This is a genomic window from Streptomyces venezuelae, assembly GCF_008642375.1.
In the GTDB taxonomy this organism is placed as follows: domain Bacteria; phylum Actinomycetota; class Actinomycetes; order Streptomycetales; family Streptomycetaceae; genus Streptomyces; species Streptomyces venezuelae_G.
Genome location: NZ_CP029194.1, coordinates 6,956,575 through 6,980,895 on the forward strand (window position 1 = coordinate 6,956,575; position 24,321 = coordinate 6,980,895).

22 protein-coding genes are annotated in these 24,321 nt (G+C 70.3%); 20 read left to right on the plus strand and 2 right to left on the minus strand.

Going from position 1 to position 24,321, the window contains the following annotated elements; translation table 11 throughout:
• Window positions 1-159 precede the first annotated feature (159 nt).
• The 3 genes from DEJ46_RS31775 to DEJ46_RS31785 all read left to right on the plus strand — a co-directional run bounded on the left by DEJ46_RS31775 (window position 160) and on the right by DEJ46_RS31785 (window position 3,070).
• On the plus strand, window positions 160-1,293 hold the full coding sequence (locus tag DEJ46_RS31775; RefSeq protein ID WP_223835518.1) for a site-2 protease family protein: 1,134 nt from the start codon (window positions 160-162) through the stop codon (window positions 1,291-1,293).
• Window positions 1,294-1,311: 18 nt separating this feature from the next.
• Entirely contained in the window at window positions 1,312-2,199 is an 888-nt protein-coding gene (locus tag DEJ46_RS31780; protein ID WP_015032448.1) for a tRNA (adenine-N1)-methyltransferase, read from the plus strand.
• A 286-nt stretch (window positions 2,200-2,485) separates the two neighbouring features.
• A complete protein-coding gene (locus DEJ46_RS31785) occupies window positions 2,486-3,070 on the plus strand; it encodes a hypothetical protein (RefSeq protein WP_150271901.1) in 585 nt (194 codons plus the stop codon).
• A gap of 4 nt (window positions 3,071-3,074) precedes the next feature.
• On the opposite strand, the gene DEJ46_RS31790 is transcribed toward DEJ46_RS31785, so the two are convergent.
• Window positions 3,075-3,386 (minus strand): ferredoxin, encoded by a 312-nt coding sequence (locus tag DEJ46_RS31790; RefSeq protein WP_024755477.1) that lies wholly within the window; start codon window positions 3,384-3,386, stop codon window positions 3,075-3,077.
• Between the two features lie 242 nt (window positions 3,387-3,628).
• Between DEJ46_RS31790 and arc the strand changes: the two genes are divergently transcribed.
• From arc to prcA, 5 genes are all read left to right on the plus strand, one after another.
• Complete coding sequence (gene arc / locus DEJ46_RS31795; protein WP_055646423.1) at window positions 3,629-5,395, plus strand: proteasome ATPase; 1,767 nt, start codon at window positions 3,629-3,631, stop codon at window positions 5,393-5,395.
• 201 nt (window positions 5,396-5,596) lie between these two features.
• Window positions 5,597-7,108 carry a depupylase/deamidase Dop gene (gene dop / locus DEJ46_RS31800; protein WP_150271902.1) on the plus strand — a complete coding sequence of 504 codons (1,512 nt, stop codon included), beginning with the start codon at window positions 5,597-5,599 and terminating at the stop codon, window positions 7,106-7,108.
• 160 nt (window positions 7,109-7,268) lie between these two features.
• A complete protein-coding gene (locus DEJ46_RS31805; RefSeq protein WP_055644448.1) occupies window positions 7,269-7,481 on the plus strand; it encodes a ubiquitin-like protein Pup in 213 nt (70 codons plus the stop codon).
• Between the two features lie 160 nt (window positions 7,482-7,641).
• Complete coding sequence (gene prcB, locus DEJ46_RS31810; protein WP_150271904.1) at window positions 7,642-8,481, plus strand: proteasome subunit beta; 840 nt, start codon at window positions 7,642-7,644, stop codon at window positions 8,479-8,481.
• Between the two features lie 46 nt (window positions 8,482-8,527).
• Window positions 8,528-9,280: a proteasome subunit alpha gene (prcA, locus tag DEJ46_RS31815; RefSeq protein ID WP_150271906.1), complete on the plus strand. Its 753-nt coding sequence runs from the start codon at window positions 8,528-8,530 to the stop codon at window positions 9,278-9,280.
• A 64-nt stretch (window positions 9,281-9,344) separates the two neighbouring features.
• Here the strand turns inward: prcA and DEJ46_RS31820 are convergent, their stop codons facing one another.
• Complete coding sequence (locus DEJ46_RS31820; protein WP_150271908.1) at window positions 9,345-10,364, minus strand: LacI family DNA-binding transcriptional regulator; 1,020 nt, start codon at window positions 10,362-10,364, stop codon at window positions 9,345-9,347.
• A gap of 147 nt (window positions 10,365-10,511) precedes the next feature.
• Here DEJ46_RS31820 and DEJ46_RS31825 point away from each other — a divergent pair, with 147 nt between their 5' ends.
• The 12 genes from DEJ46_RS31825 to DEJ46_RS31880 all read left to right on the plus strand — a co-directional run bounded on the left by DEJ46_RS31825 (window position 10,512) and on the right by DEJ46_RS31880 (window position 23,392).
• Window positions 10,512-11,804, plus strand: a complete 1,293-nt coding sequence (locus DEJ46_RS31825) for an MFS transporter (RefSeq protein ID WP_150271910.1) — start codon at window positions 10,512-10,514, stop codon at window positions 11,802-11,804.
• A 69-nt stretch (window positions 11,805-11,873) separates the two neighbouring features.
• A complete protein-coding gene (gene pafA, locus DEJ46_RS31830; protein ID WP_150271912.1) occupies window positions 11,874-13,235 on the plus strand; it encodes a Pup--protein ligase in 1,362 nt (453 codons plus the stop codon).
• Window positions 13,236-13,354: 119 nt separating this feature from the next.
• Window positions 13,355-14,296, plus strand: a complete 942-nt coding sequence (locus DEJ46_RS31835) for an FKBP-type peptidyl-prolyl cis-trans isomerase (RefSeq protein ID WP_150271913.1) — start codon at window positions 13,355-13,357, stop codon at window positions 14,294-14,296.
• A gap of 43 nt (window positions 14,297-14,339) precedes the next feature.
• A complete protein-coding gene (locus tag DEJ46_RS31840) occupies window positions 14,340-14,711 on the plus strand; it encodes an FKBP-type peptidyl-prolyl cis-trans isomerase (protein WP_055644455.1) in 372 nt (123 codons plus the stop codon).
• A 140-nt stretch (window positions 14,712-14,851) separates the two neighbouring features.
• Window positions 14,852-15,808 (plus strand): helix-turn-helix transcriptional regulator, encoded by a 957-nt coding sequence (locus DEJ46_RS31845; RefSeq protein ID WP_055644456.1) that lies wholly within the window; start codon window positions 14,852-14,854, stop codon window positions 15,806-15,808.
• Window positions 15,809-15,823: 15 nt separating this feature from the next.
• A complete protein-coding gene (locus DEJ46_RS31850) occupies window positions 15,824-16,777 on the plus strand; it encodes a helix-turn-helix transcriptional regulator (protein WP_055644457.1) in 954 nt (317 codons plus the stop codon).
• 79 nt (window positions 16,778-16,856) lie between these two features.
• Complete coding sequence (locus tag DEJ46_RS31855; protein ID WP_376314629.1) at window positions 16,857-17,102, plus strand: hypothetical protein; 246 nt, start codon at window positions 16,857-16,859, stop codon at window positions 17,100-17,102.
• Between the two features lie 35 nt (window positions 17,103-17,137).
• Window positions 17,138-17,335 (plus strand): hypothetical protein, encoded by a 198-nt coding sequence (locus DEJ46_RS31860; RefSeq protein WP_150271915.1) that lies wholly within the window; start codon window positions 17,138-17,140, stop codon window positions 17,333-17,335.
• Between the two features lie 185 nt (window positions 17,336-17,520).
• Window positions 17,521-17,814: a Sec-independent protein translocase subunit TatA gene (gene tatA, locus DEJ46_RS31865; RefSeq protein WP_141298675.1), complete on the plus strand. Its 294-nt coding sequence runs from the start codon at window positions 17,521-17,523 to the stop codon at window positions 17,812-17,814.
• A 104-nt stretch (window positions 17,815-17,918) separates the two neighbouring features.
• Complete coding sequence (gene tatC, locus DEJ46_RS31870; protein WP_190623295.1) at window positions 17,919-18,827, plus strand: twin-arginine translocase subunit TatC; 909 nt, start codon at window positions 17,919-17,921, stop codon at window positions 18,825-18,827.
• A 168-nt stretch (window positions 18,828-18,995) separates the two neighbouring features.
• A complete protein-coding gene (locus DEJ46_RS31875; protein WP_150271919.1) occupies window positions 18,996-21,821 on the plus strand; it encodes a DEAD/DEAH box helicase in 2,826 nt (941 codons plus the stop codon).
• A gap of 176 nt (window positions 21,822-21,997) precedes the next feature.
• Window positions 21,998-23,392, plus strand: a complete 1,395-nt coding sequence (locus tag DEJ46_RS31880) for a cytochrome P450 (RefSeq protein WP_411757793.1) — start codon at window positions 21,998-22,000, stop codon at window positions 23,390-23,392.
• Window positions 23,393-24,321: the final 929 nt, after the last annotated feature.

Consider the following 24,321-nt stretch of genomic DNA (forward strand, 5'->3'; position numbering starts at 1 on the left):
ACCGACAGCGAGCGGAATACCATCGACCTGGGGCCCCGTCGCACTGCATGATCGAACCGTGACGCACCGACGTGGGGCCACACGCCGCGACGAAAGGAACCCGTGAACCAGGACGAGCCCAAGCCGCAGCGGACCGAGGAGCCCGGCGGCGGGATCCTCATGGGCCGCCCCTTCGGCGTGCCCGTCTACGTCGCACCCAGCTGGTTCCTGGTCGCCGCCCTCATCACCTGGGTCTTCGGCGACCAGATCGAGCGGGTCCTGCCCGAACTCGGCGCCGCCCGCTACCTCGTCTCCCTCTTCTTCGCGGTCGCCTTCTACGCCTCCGTACTCGTCCACGAACTGGCCCACACGATCGCCGCGCTCCGCTTCAAGCTGCCCGTGCGCCGCATCCAGCTCCAGTTCTTCGGCGGCGTCTCCGAGATCGAGAAGGAGACCGAGACCCCCGGCCGCGAGTTCGTCCTCGCCTTCGTCGGCCCGCTCCTCTCCCTCGTCCTCTCCGGCGTGTTCTACCTCTCCCTGTACGCGGTCGAGCCCGGCACCGTCCCCGGAGTCCTCCTCGCAGGCCTGATGATCTCCAACCTGATCGTCGCCGCCTTCAACCTGCTCCCCGGCCTTCCCCTCGACGGCGGCCGCATGCTCCGCGCCGTCGTCTGGAAGATCACCGGCAAGCCCATGAGCGGCACCGTCGCCGCCGCCTGGGTCGGCCGCGCCCTCGCCGTCCTCGTCCTCGTCGGCCTGCCCCTGCTCACCCGCACCGGCTTCCTCGGCAACTCGACCGACGACGTCAGCGGCCTCGACACCGTCACCGACGCCCTCCTCGCCGCCATCCTGGCCGCGATCATCTGGACCGGCGCCGGCAACAGCCTCCGCGTGGCCCGGCTCCGCGAGCACCTCCCCGAGCTCCGCGCCCGCACCCTCACCCGGCGCGCCATCCCCGTCGAACCCGCCACCCCCCTCTCCGAGGCCCTCCGCCGCGCCAACGAGGCCGGCGCCCGCGCCCTCGTGGTCGTCGACGGCGGAGGCGACCCCACCGGCATCGTCCGCGAGGCCGCCATCGCCGCCGTCCCCCAGCACCGCCGCCCCTGGGTCGCCGTCAGCGCCCTCACCCAGGACCTCACCGACGGCATGCGCGTCCCCGCGGAACTCACCGGCCAGCCCCTCCTCGACCACCTCCGCGCCAGCCCCGCCACCGAGTACCTCGTCGTCGAGGAGACCGGGGAGATCTACGGGGTCCTCGCCACCACCGACGTGGAGCGGGCCTTCGTCCGGGCCATGGCGCGACCGTCTTCGTAACCCCGGTACTCTGTTCACATGTCCGAACCGACCGGTGCCGCCCGCCGACGCGGGCCCTTCAAGGTCGGGGACCAGGTTCAGCTGACCGACCCCAAGGGCCGTCACTACACGTTCACGCTCGAAGAGGGAAAGAACTTCCACACCCACAAGGGTTCTTTCCCGCACGACGAACTGATCGGCGCCCCCGAGGGCAGCGTTGTCCGTACCACGGGAAACGTCGCCTACCTCGCGCTGCGCCCCCTGCTCCCCGACTACGTCCTGTCCATGCCCCGCGGCGCCGCCGTGGTCTACCCCAAGGACGCGGGGCAGATCCTGGCCTTCGCCGACATCTTCCCCGGCGCCCGCGTCGTGGAAGCGGGAGTGGGCTCGGGCTCGCTGAGCAGCTTTCTCCTGCGCGCCATCGGCGACAGCGGCATGCTGCACTCCTACGAGCGCCGCGAGGACTTCGCCGAGATCGCGAAGGGCAACGTCGAGCGCTACTTCGGCGGCCCCCACCCGGCCTGGCAGCTGACCGTCGGCGACCTCCAGGACAACCTGTCCGACACGGACGTCGACCGCGTCATCCTGGACATGCTCGCTCCCTGGGAGTGCCTGGAGGCCGTCTCCAAGGCCCTGGTCCCCGGCGGCATCCTCTGCTGCTACGTGGCGACCACCACCCAGCTCGCGCGCACCGTGGAGTCCATCCGCGAGTTCGGCTGCTACGCCGAGCCGCAGCCCTGGGAGTCCATGATCCGCAACTGGCACGTCGAGGGTCTCGCCGTCCGGCCCGATCACCGCATGATCGGCCACACCGGCTTCCTCGTCACCGCCCGCCGCCTGGCGGACGGCGTCGAGCCCCCGATGCGCCGCCGCCGCCCCGCGAAGGGCGCGTACGGCGAGGACTACGAAGGCCCCAACAAGGGCTGACGTCCCGACACCCGCACGGCGCCGCCGTCGAGTTCCCGCCCACGGAGGGGAACTCGACGGCGGCGTCCTCATGTTCGGGGGCGCGGCCCGCCCCGGCGACGCGCCTCGCCCGGCGACGCACGGCCCGCCGGTGACGAACGGCCTGCCGGCGACGCACGGGCAGCCCCGGCCGACGCACAAGCAAGCCCCGGCCGACGCTCGCTGAGACCCCGCCTGTTCCGTCCCCCTGTGACGTATGGCACGATGCCCGAAACCCTCCGCACAGCCCCCACAGGAGACGTCTCGCGTGCAGCCCTCCGCCGCCCAGGACCCCGCGGATCTGCCCGACCTCGCGCACACCCATGCCAGGCCGGCGCACTGGCTGGCGACCGCCACCGCGACCGCCGCGGTCGTCGCCCTGGCCGGACTGCTCCAGCCCGGCCCCGCCGGAGCCACGGCGGCCCCCGCCGCCCCGCGTCCGGCGGCCGCTCCCGAGGCCGCCACGGCCGTCTACCCCCTGGAGTGCCGGGGAGCCGCGCACAAGGTCGCGAAGCGCGCCTCCGGCGACCTCGACGGCGACGGGAACCCGGAGACCGTTGCGGTCGTGCACTGCGAAGCGGGCTCCGGCACGCCGCCGAGCGGCGTCTACGTCCTGACCCGCGGCAAGGGCTCGGCCGCCCCCGCGCGCGTGGTGGCCACGCTCGTCGCGCCGAAGGACGGCAAGAGCGTCACCGGGCTCGCCGTGCGCGACGGAGCGGTGCACGCCACGCTTCTCGGCTACTCGTCCCCGGACGTCCCCATGTGCTGCCCCGACGAGAAGGAGCAGGTCAGCTGGAACTGGCAGGGCGGCGCCTTCGTCCGCGTCGCCCGTGCCGAGGCGCGCAGCGCCTGACCCGTCACTCGGCGTCGGGGCCGTACACCTCGACCTTGTCGGCGACCCGGCGCACGTGGATGCAGTCGCCCGGGCACTCCTTCGCCGAGTCCACCACGTCCTGGAGCAGGGGCAGCGGCACCGGCGTCGTCGCCCCGCTGTCCTGGAGGAGCTCGTCGTCGGCGCTCTTCACATACGCGAGCCCGTCGATGTCCAGCTCGAAGACCTCGGGAGCGTACTGCGCGCAGATCCCGTCCCCGGTGCACAGGTCCTGGTCGATCCAGACCTCCAGGGCCTCTTCGACGCCCGTTGCCGGGGCCTCGTTCTGCACGGTCATTTCTCCTGCCGTTTCTGCTTCGCGCGGGTAAGTCGGGCCACCTCTGAAGGGTGTTGACCCATGACGACGATACAACCGCCCGCTTTCAGACGGCGAAAGGGTGGGTATTCAGCTGGCGAGAGGGGAAGCGCAAGGGTGAAGATCGGACACGGCCCGGAGTCTTTTTGATCTAGGGGTTTCAATCACCACCCACGCAGGTAGGGTCAGGAAGCGTCCAGCTCCCCTTGGAGGAGGTGAGGACCGTGGCAGCCCACGACGACGACATCAACCGCGGCATCCGGCCGGGGCGAGGGTCTGAGGACCCCGCCGGTCAGGTTGCCTATCTCGAGCAGGAAATCGCCGTCCTGCGCCGCAAGCTCGCCGACTCTCCGCGACACACGAGGATTCTCGAAGAGCGGATCGTCGAGCTGCAGACGAACCTGGCCGGCGTGTCCGCGCAGAACGAGCGGCTCGCCAATACACTCCGTGAGGCCCGCGACCAGATCGTGGCCCTCAAGGAGGAGGTCGACCGGCTCGCGCAGCCGCCGGCCGGCTTCGGTGTCTTCCTGCAGGCCAATGAGGACGGCACGTGCGACATCTTCACCGGGGGCCGCAAGCTCCGGGTGAACGTGAGCCCCAGCGTCGAGCTCGAAGAGCTCCGGCGTGGCCAGGAAGTCATGCTCAACGAAGCGCTCAACGTGGTCGAGGCCATGGAGTTCGAGCGCGCCGGGGACATCGTCACCCTCAAGGAGATCCTCGAGGACGGCGAGCGCGCCCTGGTGGTCGGGCACACCGACGAGGAACGGGTGGTGAGGCTCGCCGAGCCTCTGCTGGACGTCACCATCCGCCCCGGCGACGCCCTGCTGCTCGACGCCAGGTCGGGCTACGTCTACGAGGTCATCCCCAAGAGCGAGGTCGAAGAGCTCGTTCTGGAAGAGGTCCCGGACGTCGACTACGACAAGATCGGCGGTCTGGGCAACCAGATCGAGCTGATCCGCGACGCGGTCGAGCTCCCGTACCTCTACCCCGATCTCTTCAAGGAGCACGAACTCCGACCGCCCAAGGGCATCCTGCTCTACGGGCCGCCGGGCTGCGGCAAGACGCTGATCGCGAAGGCCGTGGCCAACTCGCTGGCCAAGAAGGTCGCCGAGGTGACCGGCCAGCCCGCGGGGAAGTCCTACTTCCTCAACATCAAGGGGCCCGAGCTCCTCAACAAGTACGTCGGCGAGACCGAGCGGCACATCCGCCTCGTCTTCCAGCGTGCGAGGGAGAAGGCGAGTGAGGGCACCCCCGTCATCGTCTTCTTCGACGAGATGGAATCCCTCTTCCGCACCCGCGGATCCGGTGTCAGCTCGGACGTGGAGAACACCATCGTCCCCCAGCTGCTCGCCGAGATCGACGGCGTGGAGGGCCTGGAGAACGTCATCGTCATCGGCGCTTCCAACCGCGAGGACATGATCGACCCCGCGATCCTTCGGCCCGGCCGGCTCGACGTCAAGATCAAGATCGAGCGTCCGGACGCGGAGGCCGCGAAGGACATCTTCGCGAAGTACCTCACGGCCACCCTGCCGCTCCACACGGACGACATCTCCGAGCACAGCGGCTCGAAGGCCGCCGCCGCCCACGGAATGATCCAGTCGGTCGTCGAGCAGATGTACGCGGAATCCGAGGAGAACCGCTTCCTCGAAGTCACGTACGCCAACGGCGACAAGGAAGTCCTCTACTTCAAGGACTTCAACTCCGGCGCGATGATCCAGAACATCGTCGACCGGGCCAAGAAGATGGCCATCAAGGCCTTCCTCGACCACAACCAGAAGGGCATCCGCGTCTCCCACCTCCTCCAGGCCTGCGTGGACGAGTTCAAGGAGAACGAGGACCTGCCCAACACCACCAACCCCGACGACTGGGCCAGGATCTCCGGAAAGAAGGGCGAGCGGATCGTCTTCATCCGCACCCTCGTCACCGGAAAGCAGGGCGCGGACACGGGACGCTCCATCGACACGGTGGCCAACACCGGTCAGTACCTGTAAAACGCACACCGGCTGCGGATGTCCGGAAACCGGGCATCCGCAGCCGGTGTATTCCGTCCGGAAATTCTCCCGGCAGCACGGGTTTCTTCCGGCAGCACGGGAAATTACCGCAAGTGATCTCCCCACCAGCGCGGAGCCGTTCTAGGCTCTTCGGTAACGCCGAGTCGCGCACAGTGAGCGACGCCGGGCAAGGAGGGCCGCATGACCGTACGGCGAGTAATGGGCATCGAGACGGAGTACGGGATCTCCGTCCCCGGGCACCCGAACGCCAATGCCATGCTCACCTCGTCCCAGATCGTCAACGCCTACGCGGCGGCGATGCACCGGGCGCGCCGCGCCCGCTGGGACTTCGAGGAGGAGAATCCGCTGCGGGACGCCCGCGGCTTCGACCTCGCCCGCGAGGCCGCCGACTCCAGTCAGCTCACCGACGAGGACATCGGCCTGGCCAATGTGATCCTCACCAACGGGGCCCGGCTCTACGTGGACCACGCCCACCCCGAGTACAGCTCGCCGGAGGTCACCAACCCGCGGGACGCCGTCCTGTGGGACAAGGCCGGCGAGCGGATCATGGCGGAGGCGGCCGTCCGCGCCGCCCAGCTCCCCGGCGCCCAGCCGATCCACCTCTACAAGAACAACACCGACAACAAGGGCGCCTCCTACGGCACGCACGAGAACTACCTGATGAAGAGGGAGACCCCCTTCTCGGACATCGTGCGCCACCTGACCCCCTTCTTCGTCTCCCGCCAGGTCGTGACCGGGGCGGGCCGGGTCGGCATCGGTCAGGACGGCCGGGAGAACGGCTTCCAGATCAGTCAGCGCGCCGATTACTTCGAGGTCGAGGTGGGTCTGGAGACCACCCTCAAGCGGCCCATCATCAACACGCGCGACGAGCCGCACGCGGACGCCGAGCGGTACCGCCGCCTGCACGTGATCATCGGGGACGCGAACCTCTCGGAGATCTCGACGTACCTCAAGCTCGGCACGACCGCGCTGGTCCTGTCGATGATCGAGGACGGGTTCATCACCGTGGACCTCGCCGTCGACCAGCCGGTCAGGACGCTCCACCAGGTCTCGCACGACCCGTCCCTCCAGTACCTGGTCACGCTCCGCAGCGGCCGGACGCTCACCGCGGTCCAGCTGCAGATGGAGTACTTCGAGCTGGCCAGGAAGTACGTCGACGAGCGGTACGGCTCGGACGCGGACGAGCAGACGAAGGACGTCCTCACACGCTGGGAGGACACCCTCAACCGGCTCGAGAACGACCCGATGAGCCTGGCCGGCGAGCTCGACTGGATCGCCAAGCGGGAGCTCATGGAGGGCTACCGGCGCCGGGACGGCCTGGACTGGGACGCGGCCCGCCTGCACCTGGTGGACCTCCAGTACGCGGACGTGCGCCCCGAGAAGGGCCTGTACAACCGCCTGGTGGCCCGGGGGCGCATGAAGAGGCTCCTGGAGGAACCCGAGGTGCGGCAGGCCGAGACGGTGCCTCCGGAGGACACCAGGGCCTATTTCCGGGGCCGCTGCCTGGAGCAGTACGCCGACGACGTCGCCGCGGCCTCCTGGGACTCGGTGATCTTCGACCTGCCCGGCCGGGACTCGCTCCAGCGTGTGCCGACCCTGGAGCCGCTGCGCGGCACCAAGGCCCATGTCAAGGCGCTCCTGGACCGCTGCCGGACCGCGGAGGAACTGGTCCGCGTCCTGTCCGGCGGATGATCGGGGGCCCGGCACGGGCCTGAAATGCCCCGGCACTGGGAATCATGGAATCAGTGCCCGGGCGATGTGGAAACTGCGGGGCCGAAGTCAGACCCGACCTATAGGGTCTGATCTTGTACGGACTCAACCGAGCGGGCCGATTTCGAGCGGGGTGAGGGATATGGCGACCAAGGACACCGGCGGCGGACAGCAGAAGGCGACGCGTTCCACGGAGGAGGTCGAGGAGACCACCACGGAGGCGAGCTCCGATCTCCAGGAGCGCCAGGAGAAGCTGAGCGACGACGTGGACTCCGTGCTGGACGAGATCGACGACGTCCTCGAGTCCAACGCGGAGGAGTTCGTTCGTAGCTTCGTCCAGAAGGGCGGCGAGTAGCCGCCTCTCGCGCCTGTACTCCTCCGTCCCCGGAGCCCCGGCAAAAGCCGTGGGTCCGGGGACGGATGACAGGCGGTGGCACGGGTATGGTCCGTGCACAACAGCAAGATCGGCCCGCGCGTCCCACGACGGGCCGACTTTCCCACCCGGAAGGAATCGCGTGGAAGCCAACCCTCGTAGCACCGGGCGTCTGCCGGCGGCCTTCCTGACGCCGGGATCGTCCTCGTTCCTGGACTTCCTGTCGGCACACTCGCCGGAGCTGCTGCCGAGCCACCGCAAGCTGCCGGAGGGCGTCCTCGACGCCCCGCACGGCACGACCATCGTGGCGGTCACCTTCGACGGCGGGGTCGTCCTCGCCGGCGACCGGCGGGCCACCATGGGCAACATGATCGCGCAGCGCGACATGGAGAAGGTCTTCCCGGCCGACGAGTACTCCGCCGTCGCCATCGCCGGCACCGCGGGTCTCGCCGTCGAGATGGTCAAGCTCTTCCAGCTGGAGCTGGAGCACTTCGAGAAGGTGGAGGGCGCCACGCTCTCCCTGGAGGGCAAGGCCAACCGCCTGTCCACCATGATCCGCGGCAACCTGGGCATGGCCATGCAGGGCCTCGCCGTCGTGCCGCTCTTCGCCGGCTGGGACGAGGGCAAGGGCAAGGGCCGGATCTTCTCCTACGACGTGACCGGCGGTCGCTCCGAGGAGCAGGGCTACGCGGCCACCGGCTCCGGCTCGATCTTCGCGCGCGGGTCGATGAAGAAGCTCTACAGTCCCGACCTCACCGAGCACCAGGCCACGACCCTGGTCGTGCAGGCGCTCTACGACGCGGCGGACGACGACTCGGCGACCGGTGGCCCCGACATGGCCCGCCGGATCTTCCCGCTCGTCACCGTCATCACCGAGGAGGGTTTCCGCAGGCTCACCGAGGCCGAGTCCTCCGAGCTGGCCCGGTCGGTCACCGAGCGGCGCCTCACGCAGCCCGACGGGCCGCGCGCCGCCCTGCTCTGACCACTCGTCGCTCTGTAGGAGCCCAGAAGAAAGGGACGGACCGCCGGTGTCCACTCCGTTCTACGTCTCACCCCAGCAGGCCATGGCCGACCGGGCGGAGTACGCCCGCAAGGGCATCGCCCGAGGCCGCAGCCTCGTCGTCCTCCAGTACACGGACGGCATCGTCTTCGTCGGCGAGAACCCCTCGCGTGCGCTGCACAAGTTCAGCGAGATCTACGACCGGATCGGCTTCGCCGCCGCCGGCAAGTACAACGAGTACGAGAACCTCCGCATCGGCGGCGTGCGCTACGCCGACCTGCGGGGCTACACCTACGACCGGGACGACGTCACCGCGCGCGGCCTGGCCAACGTCTACGCCCAGACGCTCGGCACGATCTTCTCCAGCGCGGGGGAGAAGCCGTACGAGGTGGAGCTGGTCGTCGCCGAGGTCGGCGCCGAGCCGGAGGGCGACCAGATCTACCGGCTGCCCCACGACGGCTCCATCGTGGACGAGCACGGCTCGGTCGCGGTCGGCGGAAACGCGGAGCAGATCAGCTCCTTCCTGGACCAGCGGCACCGGGACGGCATGTCCCTGGCCGAGGCCCTGAAGCTGGCCGTGCAGGCGCTCTCGCGGGACACCAACGGCAGCGAGCGGGAGATCCCCGCGGAGCGCCTGGAGGTGGCGGTCCTGGACCGCACGCGCCCGCAGCAGCGCAAGTTCAAGCGGATCGTCGGCCGCCAGCTGTCCCGCCTCCTGCAGGCGGACAACGCGGCCGTGGCGAAGACGGACGAGCCCTCGGACGAGGTTCCGGAGGAGTAGGCGCTTCCTGTCGGAGGGGCCCCGGTGCGCGCGAGCGGACCGGGGCCCCTTCCGTGTGTCCGCCTCAGGAAGCCGGTGCGGGCCCCGAGGAGCCCCGGGGGACCAGCGTGACCGGGAGATCGTCCGGCTGTGGCGGTTCGCCCGAGAGGACGGCCAGGAGGGCCGCCATGCCCCGCTCGCCGATGCGCTCGGCCGGCAGCGAGACGGTCGTCAGCTCCGGCTCGACGGCGGTCGCGAGCGCGAGGTCGTCGAAACCGGTGACCGAGACGTCCTCGGGGACCCGCAGCCCGAGCCGCCGCAGGGCCTTGCAGGCGCCCGCCGCGAGGATGTCGTCGTCGCACACGAGAGCGGTGGGGCGGGGGCCGGGCGCGGCCATGGCGCGCTCGGTGGCGGCCATGGCGCCGTGCACGTCCAGGGGTGCGCGGACCGTCCGCACCGAGACGCCGGCGAGGGCCTCGGTGAGCGCGGCGGCACGGACGTCGAAGGTCCAGGACGCCACGGCAGAGGCCAGGTGGACGAAGTGCCGGTGGCCGAGAGCCAGCAGGTGTCCCGTGACCTGGCGCATGCCGTCCGCGATGTCGAGGTTGACGTGCGCGGCGGCGCCGGTGTCGGCGGGGTCGCTGTCGAGCATGACCAGCGGCAGGTCGGTGCCCCGGAAGGCCTTCAGGGCGTCCGAGGCCATCGAGGAGGCGATGACCCCGTCCAGGGCCGCGCGGGCCGAGGCGAAGGGGTCCTTGGCGGGCCCGACGCCGTCGGGGGAGGGGTACAGGACGACACCGAAGCCGTGCCGGGCGGCGACGGTCGCCGCGCCGGTGTAGACGCGGGCGAAGAACTCGTTGGTGAGCGCCGGGACGACGAGCAGCGCCGTACGGGTGTGGCCGAGGCGGAGGTTGCGGGCGGCGAGGTTGGGCCGGTAGCCGAGGCTCCGGGCGGCCTCCCGCACGACCTCGGCGGTGCGTTCCGACACACGGCCGCGCCACTTGTCGCCGAGCACGAGCGACACGGTGGCCTGCGAGACGCCCGCGGCCCGGGCGACGTCCCTGCTGGTGGGGCGGGCGCCGCCGAGCGGCTCCGGGGTCTGCACACAAGCCTCCGCGTCGGACGGTTCACGAGCCGGTCACCCGGGGGTGGCCTGGCGCGGGGTGGACCCACGCGCTGCGGACATGGTACGTATGACCTCGGACGTTATACGTAAAACCTCGGCGGGGTCCGGGGATGAGGGGAGACCGACATGGCCACCGAGGCCACGGCACACGGCGGCTATCTCGACATACTCCGGGCACCGCACGCCGCCCGGCTGCTGGCCGGCACGCTCATCGGGCGGCTGCCCAACGGCGTCGGCCCCATCGCCCTCACCCTCTTCGTCCGCGACCAGGGCGGCAGCTACACACTCGCCGGCGGCCTCATCGCCGCCTACGGCGTCGCCACCGCCGTCGGCCAGCCCCTCCTCGGCCGCGCCGTCGACCTCAAGGGGCAGCCGCGGGTCCAGCTCCCCGCGGCGGTCCTCTCCGCCCTCGGCATGGCCCTGCTCGCGCTCACCGGCATCGGTCACCTGGCCCTCGCCTACGCGGCCGTCGTCGTCGCCGGCCTCTTCACCCCGCCCCTGGAGGGCGGCCTCCGGGCCCTGTGGCCGAGCGTCCTCGGCCGCGAGGACCGGGTGCACCGGGCGTACGCCATGGACGCGGTAGCCCAGGAGGTCATGTTCACCGTCGGCCCGCTGCTGCTGACCCTCCTCGTCTCGCTGTGGTCGCCCGCCGCGGCCCTGCTCGTCATCAACGCTCTCGGCGTCCTCGGCGCCCTCGCCGTGGTCCTCTCCGAGCCCTCCCGCACCTGGCGCTCCGCGCCCCGCGAGGCCCACTGGCTGGGAGCCCTGCGCTCACCCGGCCTCCTCGCCCTCCTGGGCTCGTTCTTCTTCGTCGGCCTCGCCCTCGGCTCCATCACCGTCGCCGCCGTCTCCTACGCCGACGACCGGGGCACCCCGTCCGTCTACGGCTGGCTCATGGCCGCCCTCGGCCTCGGCGCCCTCGTCGGCGGCGTCACCTACGGCGCCCGCCAGTGGTCCGGCGCCCCCGAGCGGCGGCTGCGCGTCCTCGTGCTGCTCCTCGCGGTCTGCTACCTGCCGCTGGTCCTCACCCCCGGCCCCGTCGCCATGACCGGCCTCGCGGCCCTCTCCGGCGTCTTCCTGGCCCCCGTCCTCGCCTGCGCGTTCATCGTCGTCGACCGGCACGCCCCGGCCGGCACCGTGACCGAGGCCTTCTCCTGGCTCGTCACGACCTTCGGTGTCGGCTCGGCCCTCGGCTCCGCGGTCGCGGGACCCGCCGTCGAACTCGCCGGGACCGTCGCCGGATTCGCCGTGGCCGGAGCGGGCGGCCTCGTCGCCCTCCTCGTCCTCCTCGCCACCGGCCGCGTCCTCCACGTCCCCGTGAGCCCGGCGAACCCGGCGGTCCCGGCCGAACCGGACGCGCGACACGCCGTCGGCGCGGGCGGCCCCACCTCCGTACACACCGAAAAGAACACGCACTGATCGGAAAATGATCGAAACGGGAACGCCCAACCCGGTTTCATCACACGCCGTCAGGCGTAATGTTCAGACATGGACCGCCGCATTTTCGGGCTGGAGAACGAGTACGGCGTCACGTGCACGTTCAGGGGACAGCGCCGACTGTCTCCTGACGAAGTGGCGCGCTACCTCTTCCGCCGTGTCGTGTCATGGGGCCGCAGCAGCAATGTCTTCCTGCGGAACGGCGCCCGCCTGTACCTGGACGTGGGTTCGCATCCGGAATACGCAACACCGGAATGTGACGACGTGACCGAACTGGTCACCCACGACAAGGCAGGCGAGCGCATTCTCGAGGGCCTGCTCGTCGACGCCGAACGCCGCCTGCACGAGGAGGGAATCGCGGGCGACGTCTATCTCTTCAAGAACAACACCGACTCGGCCGGAAACTCCTACGGCTGCCACGAGAACTATCTCGTCGCCCGCCACGGGGAGTTCTCCCGGCTCGCGGACATCCTCATTCCCTTCCTCGTCACCCGGCAGCTCATCTGCGGCGCGGGAAAGGTCCTCCAGACCCCGCGTGGCGCGGTCTTCTGCGTCTCCCAGCGTGCCGAGCACATCTGGGAGGGCGTCAGCTCCGCCACGACCCGCTCGCGGCCCATCATCAACACCCGGGACGAGCCGCACGCCGACGCCGAGCGCTACCGCCGCCTCCACGTCATCGTCGGCGACTCGAACATGTCCGAGACGACCATGCTGCTCAAGGTCGGCGCCACCGACCTGGTGCTCCGCATGATCGAGGCCGGCACCGTCATGCGCGACCTGACCCTGGAGAACCCCATCCGGGCTATCCGCGAGGTCAGCCACGACATCACGGGCCAGCGCAAGGTCCGACTCGCCAGCGGTCGCGAGGCCTCCGCCCTGGAGGTCCAGCGCGAGTACTACGAGAAGGCGGTCGACTTCGTCGACCGGCGCGGCATCCGCTCCGGCACCGTCGCGCAGGTCCTGGAGCTCTGGGGCCGCACGCTCGACTCGATCGAGAGCGAGCGGCTCGACCGCATCGAGACCGAGATCGACTGGGTCATGAAGCACCGGCTCATCGAGCGCTACCGGGCCAAGCACAACATGACCATGTCGAACCCGCGTGTCGCGCAGATAGACCTCGCGTACCACGACATCCACCGCCGGCGCGGGCTCTACTACCTGCTGCAGAAGAACGGGCAGGCGGCCCGGATCTGCAACGACATGAAGATCTTCGAGGGCAAGTCGGTGCCCCCGCAGACCACCAGGGCGCGACTCCGCGGCGACTTCATCCGCCGCGCCCAGGAGCAGCGCCGGGACTTCACCGTGGACTGGGTCCACCTGAAGCTCAACGACCAGGCACAGCGCACCGTGTTGTGCAAGGACCCGTTCCGCTCCGTCGACGACCGGGTGGAAAAGCTGATCGCCGGAATGTAGGACCGGCGCGTACGAGCCCCCCGGGCCCCGCACGATTGACGTGCGGGGCCCTCGACGTGACAGGAGGAGCGCCTAGAGTGTCGGCACAACTACTGTGCCGTCTGAGATCTGAGGAACACGTGCGCCGACTTGCCGGCCTTCTCGTCGTCCCGCTGCTGCTGCTCTCGACAGCGGCGTGCGGCAGCGACGACAAGGGCTCCGATTCCGCCTCGATGAAGAACGGGCTGCCCGCCATCACCGCGGGGGTCAAGTTCGGCGAGAAGCCGACCCTCTCCAAGGGCGAGGGCGACCCGCCCAAGGACCTGAAGGTCAACATCATCAGCGAGGGCGACGGCCCGGTGACGAAGAAGGGCGACGCGCTCCAGGTGAACTACCTGGGCCAGGCCTGGGACTCCACCACCCCCTTCGACAACAGCTTCGACCGCGGCCAGCCCTTCAGCGTGACGCTGGGTGACGGCCAGGTCATCAAGGGCTGGGAGCAGGCCCTCGAAGGACAGAAGGTCGGCAGCCGCATCGAGGTCGGCATCCCGCCGGCGCTCGGCTACGGCGAGGCCGGCTCCCCGCCGAACATCAAGCCGAACGCCACCCTCGTCTTCGTCGTGGACATCCTGAAGTCCGTCACGATCCCGAAGTCCGCCACGGGCACCGTCGTCCCGCAGGAGGACGCGAAGCTGCCGAAGGTCGGCACGAACACCGACGGCAAGGCGCCCTCGCTGACCGTCCCCAAGGTCGCCGCGCCGACCAAGCTCGTCTCGAACTACGTTCTCGAGTCCAAGGGCGAGGTCGTCAAGGAGACCGACACGGTCGTCGTGAACTACGTCGCCGCCCTCTGGAAGGACGGCAAGGTCTTCGACTCCACCTACACCACGGGCAAGCCCGCGAACTTCCCGCTCCCGCAGCTCACGCTGCCGGGCCTGAAGAAGGGCCTCGTCGGCAAGAAGGTCGGCAGCCGCGTCCTCATCGTCGCCCCGCCGGCCGAGGCCTTCGGCGACAAGGAGCAGCAGGGCATCCCGAAGAACTCCACGCTGGTGTTCGCCGTGGACATCCTGGCGAAGATGTAAGACTGTCCCGATCGCGCAGTTCATCAGTATGAGGAGCAGTTCAGTGAGCATCGAGAAGCCCGAGGTCGACTTCCCGGGTGGCGAGCCGCCGAAGGACCTGGAGATCAGGGACATCTGGGTGGGCGACGGCGCGGAGGCCAAGGCCGGCGCCACCGTCTCCGTCCACTACGTGGGCGTCGCCTTCTCCACCGGCGAGGAGTTCGACTCCTCCTGGAACCGCGGCACCCCGCTCCAGTTCAAGCTCGGCATCGGCCAGGTCATCTCCGGCTGGGACCAGGGTGTCCAGGGCATGAAGGTCGGCGGCCGTCGCGAGCTGATCATCCCCGCCCACCTCGCCTACGGTGACCGCGGTGCCGGCTCCGCGATCGCCCCGGGCGAGACGCTGATCTTCGTCTGCGACCTGGTCGCCGTCTGATCGGTCGTGCCGACCGGTACCGGTCGCTCCGAGGGCCCCCGCCACCCGTGGCGGGGGCCCTCGGCTTTTGTCCCGACACCCCGGGGCGGTACGGTCGGACGTCCGACAAGTGGAACCGGCAAAAGAGGTGCGGGGCGTCGATGGCGATTGCCAAGTCCGAGCGGCTGATGAATCTCGCGCTGTGCCTGCTCGGGACGCGACGCCCGCTGAGCAAGCGCGAACTCCGCGGGTCCATCGAGGCCTACCTCGAAGCGAGCGGGGACGACGCCTTCAACCGGATGTTCGAGCGCGACAAGGACGACCTGCGCGAGCTGGGCCTCGTCATCGAGACCGTCGAGAACCTGGAGGGCGAGACCGGCTACCTCGCCCGCCGCGACTCCAACCGTCTCCCGCCGATCACCCTTGACGCCGAGGAGGCCGCCGCCCTCGGCCTCGCCGCCAAGGTCTGGCAGCAGGCCCGCCTCGCCGGCGCCGCCAGCGGCGCCCTCCAGAAGCTCCGCGCCGCCGGAATGCCCGAGGCCGAGGACTCGTACGACGTCCAGCCCAGCGCCCTCGAACCCCGCATCCCGGTCCACGAGGCCGCCTTCGAGCCCCTCATGCTGGCCTGCCGCGACCGCCGGCCCGTCGTCTTCGACTACCGCAAGGCCAACGCCGCCCGCCCCGAGACCCGCCAGGTCGAGCCCTGGACCCTCGAATGCTGGCGCGGCCACTGGTACCTCGCGGGCTGGGACCGCGACCGGGGCGCCGAGCGAGTCTTCCGCCTCTCCCGGATCACCGGCAAGGTCCGCTCCCGGGCCGGCGCCTTCACCGCGCCCGTGCCCGACGTCGTCACCGTCCGCGAGACCGTCGAGAGCTGGGCCGGCGAGACCGCCACCCGCTCCGCCCGGATCCGGCTGCGCGCCGGCTGCGGCTACCCGCTGCGGGCCCGCGCCCAGTCCGTACAGGTGGGCGACGACGGCTGGGACGAGCTGGAGATCCCGTACGGGCACGGGCTCGACGCCTGGCTCGTCGAGTTCGGACCCGACGTCGTCGTACGGGAACCCGCCGATCTGCGGGCGGATGTACTGGACCGGCTGCGCGCCGTGGCCAAGGGCTGAGGGGGAGACGTACGCATGGCTGCCAACGCGATCGACCAGACGAGGCGGATGCTGTCCCTCGTCACCTATCTCCGCGAGCGCCCCGGCGCACACGTCGCTGACGTCGCGCGCGCCTTCGGGATCACCGAGGACGAGCTGATCTCCGACCTGGACGTGCTGCCCATGTGCGGCACCAGCTTCCGCGGCGGCGATCTCCTCGACATCGACACCGACGGCGACCGGATCTGGTGGCACAACCCCGACGACGTCGCCGCACCCCTGCGGCTCGCCGCCGACGAGGCGACCGCCCTCCTGGTCGCCGCCCGCGCCGTCGCCACCCTCCCCGGGCTCCGCGAGAGCGACCGGGACGCGCTGGTCCGCGCCACCGCCAAGCTGGAGGCCGCGGCCGGCGAGGCCGCCGGGGCCAGCTCCCGGCTCTCGGTCACCTTCGAGTCCGAGGGCGGCGTCTTCGCCGAGGTCGACCGGGCCATCTCCGAGCGCCGACGGCTGTGGGTCCGCTACTACTCGCCAGCGCGCGACGAACTCACCGAGCGCGAGGTCGACCCGATCCGGCTCTTCGCCGTCGGCCACACCTACATGGAGGCGTGGTGCCGGCTCTCCGAGGCCCGCCGCACCTTCCGGCTCGACCGCGTCGTCGAGATCCGGCTCCTCGACGAGCACGCGGCCCCGCCCGAACTGGAACTGCGCGACCTCTCCGAGGGGCTTGTCCAGCCCTCCGCCGACGACCCCGAGGTCGTCGTCGAGGTCGGCCCCGGCGGCCGGTGGGTCGCCGAGTACTACCCGCACGACCGGGCCGAGGAGCTGCCCGACGGCGGCCTGCGGATCACCCTGCGGACACCGGACCCCGCCTCGTTGCGGCGGCTCGCGCTGCGGCTGGGCAGCGACGGGCGGATCGTCGCACCGCGCGAGCTCGCCGACAGCGCCCGCGAGGCGGCGACCGCCGCACTCGCCGCGTACGAGGGCGTGTGACGTTCTCCGCCGCGCGGACGCTGTTGCTGATGTAGTGCCGATTCGGATGTTGCCGTGGGAATTGAGGGAGATGTCCGTCATGCCTGGTCTTGCCGCGACGATGGCCCCGGTCCTCTTCAAGGCCGCCTGCCCCGACTGCCGCTCCCGCTTCGAACTCTCGGCGAGCGCCCTGCGCCTCGCCATCGGCGCCAGCCGGCGTACCACCTTCTACTCCTTCACCTGCCCGGAGTGCGGCAGCTCCGTCCGCAAGCCCGCGGGCGAGCGGATCGTCGAGCTCCTCACCGGCGGCGGCGTCCGCACGCTGCGCCTCCACACCACCGTCTGAACGACCCGTACCCGCTCAAGGTCTAGGCTCTGACCATGTTCTGGCCCATGCTCGCCATCGCCCTCGGCTTCCTCGGCATCGCCGTCCTCGGTGTCCTCGGCATCAGGGTCTTCCTGGAGGTCCAGCGCCTCGGCCGTCAAGTGGCCCGCACCACAGAGCGGATCACCCAGGCCGCCGAGGAGCTCGAAACAGCCGCCGTCGGACTGGCCCGAACCGGCGAGTCACTGCGCTGAGTCGGTGCCGTACGCTGCAGGAAGCGGCCTCGGTCCGGGCTCGTGGGACGCAATCGGGAGTATGCACGGGCATTGCCTCGCGTTTACTCCTGCGGGTTACGATCGCAGGCAGCGCGGTGGCCGGACGCATGTCCGACCCGCCGGGCACGCACTCCATGTCGCCTCGGTGAAGAAGGTAAACAGCTATGGGTAGGCTCGGCCCCACCGAGATCATTCTCATTCTCGTCGTCATCATTCTCCTGTTCGGCGCCAAGAAGCTCCCGGACATGGCCCGCTCGCTGGGCAAGTCGGCCCGCATCCTCAAGAGCGAGGCCAAGGCGATGAAGTCGGACGACCAGCAGAGCGCGCCCGCCGACCCGCCGCACGCCGGAACCGGAGCGCAGGACCAGCAGCCCGCGCCGCGCACGATCCAGGCCGCTCCCGGAGACGTGACCAGCTCGCGTCCGGTGACCGAGCCCTCGGACACCACCAAGCGCTGACCCGGTCCGCCGCGGCCGCCGCACCGTGCGGCGGCTGCCGCACGAGATGAGGACGTGGGTTGCCCAAGTCTGCCCGCAAGCAGGAGAAGGATCCCGAGGGCCGTATGCCCCTCGTGGAGCACCTGCGTGAACTCCGCAACCGACTGGCGAAGGGGCTCATCGCCATCACGGCGGTGACGATCGTCGCCCTCGTGTACAGCGAGGAACTGCTGCAGTTCCTGTCGCAGTCGGTGCCCAAATGCCCAGAAGGCGTCACCAGCGACGGCGGAAACTGCGCGGTCGTCACCTTCAACACGCTGATGGCCCCCTTCAGCACGACGATCCAGGTGTCCCTGACGGCGGGCCTCGTCCTCGCCAGTCCCGTCTGGCTCTACCAGCTGTGGGCCTTCGTCGCGCCCGGGCTGCACAAGAGCGAGAAGAAGTACACGTACGCCTTCGTCGGCGCGGCCGTGCCGCTCTTCGGCGCCGGCGCCTACCTCGCGTACCTCATTCTCCCCGTCAGCGTGAAGGTCCTCATCAGCCTCACGCCCGGCGGCTCCGCGAACCTCCTGGCGCTGAACGACGTCCTCGACTTCACCCTGCGCATGGTGCTCGTCTTCGGCCTGGCCTTCGAGCTCCCGCTGGTCCTGGTGATGCTCAACCTCACCGGTGTCCTCACCGGTCGCCGCATGGCCGGCTGGTGGCGCGGCGTGATCATGGGCGTCTTCGTCTTCGGCGCCGTCATCACCCCCACCACCGACCCGGTCGGCATGATCGCCCTCGCGGGACCCATCACGATCCTGTACTTCGGGGCCGTCGGCTTCTCGCTCCTGAACGACCGGCGCCGCAACCGGAAGAACCCCGACGCCGCACTCGACGACGACGAGGCCTCCGTCCTCGACCTCACGCCCGAGGCAGTGGACGCCGTCGAACCCGTCCCCGCCGCACGGGCCCTGCCCGGGCAGGCCACCGGACCGGGAGAGACCGGGGGAGCCGCAGCGCACCGGCTCAACGGTTACGACGACATCACCTGATCGTGCAGCGTCCCCCCGGACCCGGTCCGGGGGGACGCCTGCATGACCAGCGAGATCCCTCCTCGGCCCTGCGCTTCGCGGCCTCGCACACGGCCCGTCGGGCCCTCGGAGCATTGCCCCGATAAAGATCGCGTCACTGTCAGAGGTGGCGGGTAGGCTCGACACAAGATGACAGAGGACCTCACACCTTCCGAGGCGTACGCGGCCGCCCTCGCCCGAAACGCCGAGCAGGCCACCGCGCTGTACCCCTTCCGCGAGCTGTACGACTTCGATCTGGACCCCTTCCAGATCGAGGCGTGCAAGGCCCTCGAAGCGGGCAAGGGCGTGCTCGTCGCCGCGCCCACGGGCTCCGGCAAGACCATCGTCGGCGAGTTCGCCGTCCATCTCGCCCTCAGCCAGGGCCGCAAGTGCTTCTACACGACACCCATCAAGGCGCTGTCGAACCAGAAGTTCGCCGACCTCGTCAAGCGGTACGGCGCGGAGAAGGTCGGCCTGCTCACCGGCGACAACAGCGTCAACGGCGATGCGCCGATCGTCGTCATGACCACCGAAGTCCTCCGCAACATGCTGTACGCGGGGTCCCAGGCCCTCTCCGGCCTCGGCTACGTCGTCATGGACGAGGTGCACTACCTCTCCGACCGCTTCCGCGGCGCCGTCTGGGAGGAAGTGATCATCCACCTCCCCGAATCCGTCACGCTGGTCTCACTCTCCGCGACCGTGTCCAACGCCGAGGAGTTCGGCGACTGGCTCGACACCGTCCGCGGCGACACCGAGGTCATCGTCTCGGAGAGCCGTCCCGTGCCCCTCTGGCAGCACGTCCTGGCCGGACGCCGGATGTACGACCTCTTCGAGGAGGAGACCGACCACGGCGGCCGCGGCTCCGCCCGCCGCGAGGTCAACCCCGACCTCGTCCGCCTGGCCCGCACCGAGAACTCGACGTACAACCCGCGTGACCGGCGCCGCGGCAAGATGGTCCGCGAGGCCGACCGCGAGCGCGAGCGCCGCCAGCGTTCCCGCATCTGGACGCCGGGCCGCCCCGAGGTCATCGACCGCCTCGACGCCGAGGGGCTGCTGCCCGCCATCACCTTCATCTTCAGCCGCGCCGGCTGCGAGGCCGCGGTCCAGCAGTGTCTCCACGCCGGGCTCCGCCTCAACAACGAGGAAGGACGCCAGCGCGTCCGCGAGATCGTCGAGGAGCGGACCGCCTCCATCCCGGCAGAAGACCTCCACGTCCTCGGCTACTACGAATGGCTCGAAGCGCTGGAGCGGGGCATCGCCGCCCACCACGCCGGCATGCTCCCCACCTTCAAGGAGGTCGTCGAAGAGCTCTTCGTCCGTGGCCTCGTGAAGGCCGTCTTCGCCACCGAGACCCTCGCCCTCGGCATCAACATGCCCGCGCGCTCGGTCGTCCTGGAGAAGCTCGTCAAGTGGAACGGCGAGCAGCACGCCGACATCACCCCCGGCGAGTACACCCAGCTCACCGGCCGTGCCGGCCGCCGCGGCATCGACGTCGAAGGCCACGCCGTGGTCCTCTGGCAGCGCGGCTTCGACCCCGGCCACCTCGCCGGACTCGCGGGCACGCGCACGTACCCGCTGCGCTCCAGCTTCCGGCCCTCGTACAACATGGCGGTCAACCTCGTCGACCAGTTCGGCCGGCACCGCTCCCGCGAGCTCCTGGAGACCTCCTTCGCGCAGTTCCAGGCCGACCGCTCCGTCGTGGGCATCTCGCGCCAGGTCCAGAAGAACGAGGAGGGCCTGGAGGGCTACCGCGAGGGCATGACCTGCCACCTCGGAAACTTCGAGGAGTACGCGCGGCTCCGCCGCGACCTCAAGGACCGCGAGACGGAACTGGCCCGGCAGGGCGCCGCCCAGCGGCGCGCCCAGGCCGCCGGCTCGCTGGAGAAGCTCAAGCCGGGCGACATCATCCACGTCCCCACCGGCAAGTTCGCGGGCCTCGCCCTCGTCCTCGACCCCGGCATCCCCGCGGGCCGGACCAACGGGCACCGCGGCTTCGAGCACCACGACGGACCCCGGCCCCTCGTCCTCACCGCCGAGCGGCAGGTCAAGAGGCTCGCCTCCATCGACTTCCCGGTCCCCGTCGAGGCGCTCGACCGCATGCGGATCCCCAAGTCCTTCAACCCGCGCTCGCCGCAGTCCCGCAGGGACCTGGCCTCCGCACTGCGGACCAAGGCCGGACACGTCCACCCCGAGCGCCATCACAAGCAGCGTGCGGCCGCCGCCGACGACCGCGAGATCGCCCGGCTGCGCACCGCGCTGCGCGCGCATCCCTGCCACGGCTGCGACGAGCGCGAGGACCACGCCCGCTGGGCCGAGCGCTACCACCGCCTCCAGCGCGACACCCAGCAGCTGGAGCGGCGCATCGAGGGCCGTACCAACACGATCGCCCGGACCTTCGACCGGATCGTCGCGCTCCTCACCGAGCTCGACTACCTGCGGGGCGACGAGGTCACGGACAACGGCAAGCGGCTGGCCCGGCTCTACGGCGAGCTCGACCTGCTGGCGAGCGAATGCCTCCGGGACCGCGTCTGGGAGGGGCTCACCCCTGCCGAACTCGCCGCCTGCGTCTCGGCCCTGGTGTTCGAGTCGCGCCAGGCCGACGACGCCGTCGCGCCGAAGCTGCCCACGGGCAACGCGAAGGCGGCGCTCGGCGAGATGGTCCGGATCTGGGGGCGTCTCGACGCCCTCGAGGAGGAGTTCAAGATCAACCAGGCGGAGGGGGTCGGCCAGCGCGAGCCCGACCTCGGCTTCGCCTGGGCCGCCTACCAGTGGGCGTCCGACAAGAGCCTCGACGAGGTGCTCCGCGAGGCGGACATGCCCGCCGGCGACTTCGTCCGCTGGTGCAAGCAGGTCATCGACGTCCTCGGACAGATCGCCGCCGCGGCGCCCAAGGAGAACAGCACGGTCTCCAAGAACGCCCGCAAGGCCGTCGAAGCGCTGCTGCGGGGTGTCGTCGCCTACAGCTCGGTGGGCTGACCCTTCCGGTTCTCTTCAGACAGGTGCCCGTGGCGATCAGGCCACGGGCACCTGTCGTTCCGTCCCCTGTGCGCGGGGTTGTCCACAGGGCGTTGTCCACAGGGGTGGCGCCCGGGTGGACCCTTCCGCTTGCATGGACTCGCACACGGGGAAGGCCAGTTGGGGAGGGGACGCACATGACCACGCAAGCCGGTCAGGACGCCGAGGCAAGCGGCGACACGGCACAGCCGACGCCGGAGATCGTCGACGGCCCCCGCGGAATGCCCCTCCTCGGGAACCTGCCCGCCTTCGGCAAGGACCCCCTCGCCTTCTTCGAACAGCTGCGGGAGCGCGGTGACTTCGTCCGCTGGCGCTTCGGCCGCGGCCCCGCCCTCTTCATCGCCCACCCCGACACCGTGGGCGAACTCCTCACCGAGGTCGAGCGCACCTTCGACCAGCCCGACCTCGGCATCGCCTTCCGCACCCTCCTCGGGAACGGGGTGGTCGTCGCCAAGGGCGCCGACTGGCGGCGCAAGCGATCCCTCGTCCAGCCCTCCGTCCGCCCCAAGCAGGTCCGGTCCTACGCGGCGACCATGACGGAATGCGCCGTCGCGCTCGCCGACCGGTGGAGCGACGGACAGCCCATCGACATCAAGAGGGAGATGGCGGCCCTCACCCAACTCATCGCCGTCCGCACCATCTTCGGCGTCGACACCGCCGCCGACGCCGAGGCCATCGGCCGGGCCATGGACATCGCCCAGCAGGAGATCGGCGCCGAGTTCAGCGGCATCGGAGCGCTCCTGCCCGACTGGGTCCCCACGCCCGGCCGCGCCCGCATCAAGCGCGCCACCGCCGTCATCGACGCGGAGGTCTCCCGCGTCGTCTCCCGGCACCGTGACGGCGACACCGAGCGCCCGGACCTCCTCAGCCGCCTGCTCGCCGCCCGGGACGAGACCGGGGCCCGGCTCTCCGACCAGGAGATACGGGACGAGACCGTCACCCTCTACATCGGGGGCCACGAGACGACCAGTTCGACCCTCGTCTGGGCCTGGTACCTGCTCTCCCGCAACCCGCGGGTCCGCGAGGCCCTCGCCGAGGAACTCGACCGGGTCCTCGCCGACCACGAACCCGGCTACGACGACTACGCGTCCCTCCCGTACACCCAGGCCGTCGTCAAGGAGACCCTCCGTCTCTACCCGACGATCTGGCTCATCACCGGGATCGCCAAGGAGGGCGCCACCCTCGGCGGCAGGCCGGTCCCCGTCGGCACCCGCGTCTGGTCCAGCCAGTGGGCCACGCAGCGCGACCCCCGTTGGTACGGCGACGCCGAGGCCTTCCGCCCCGAGCGGTGGCTCACCACCGAGGACGGCCTGCCCGCCGAGGACATACCGGAGTACGCCTGGTTCCCGTTCGGCGGCGGCCCCCGCGTCTGCCTCGGCACCCGCTTTGCCCTCGTCGAAGCCGTCCTGGTGCTGGCCGTCCTCGCCCGCCGCTTCGAGCTGGAGCTCTACACCAGGGACATACGCCCGGTCCCGAGCCTCACCCTCCAGCCGGACCGCGAGGTCATCGCCATGGTCCAGGCCCGGCGCTGACGCCTCGACGGGGGCCGGGGGTGGGGGCGGGAGCGACGGCGTGGGACCGGATCGCGCCGCTGACGCCGGTCGATCCGGTCCGCAGCCGACGGTGGGCCGACCGCCGCCGTAGCTGCCGAGGTGGGCAGGCGATCGGAGGCTTCGTCTCGGATGGCCGTGCCCCGCGCGGAGCACGGCCATCCATGGGGCATCGCGCTGGAAGACGCGGACTGCCCGGTCCCTGTTTCATGGTGCAGCCACGACGCCAGGGGCTCCGGCCGAAGGGGCAGGAGTCAGCGTTGTAGGGAGAGTGGCATTGATGGCGCCTCTTCCGCAACGCTCTACGGACGAAAGTGAATCAATTTAGCCCTCTGCACTCGGCTGACCAGGGAGTTTCCGCGGTTCACGAAACGTCAATGGGGCGCTATGTCTGAAATTGGGACTCCTCGCGTGAACAACTAGGAATCAACGCGCTGATCTGCGATGGAGCGGATTGTGGGCAGCGGATTGCCAGTGAGAGGATCTGGAAAGTCGGCGGTCAGGACTGGAAGCCTCCGCCGACGAAATAGGTGCAGCCCCGATTCACGTGCCGGCTCGACGGCCGGCCGCCAGACCACAGGAGATGCGTTGCGTACGATCAGTTCCGTGTTACATCCCCGGCCCGGTGGGTCGGTCACCGCTGTTGAGGCCGTCATCATCGTGGTGGTGGTGACCTGCGCGGCAGTCATGACCACGGTTGGCTTTCCTGCCTTCGGTGTAGTCGAGCTGCTCGCGGCAGCTCTCTACCTCGCCTGTCGGGTTCTGGCCACTCTGCGTCACCCCGTCCAGGCATAACCGGTGCCAGCCGGCATGTGATGGGACGGCAAGAGAGAGCCGTCGCAGCAGGTACGCGTCAGTCCGAGGCGCTGGCCCGGTGGCTACGGCACCAGCGTCAGCGACTCGGGCTGACC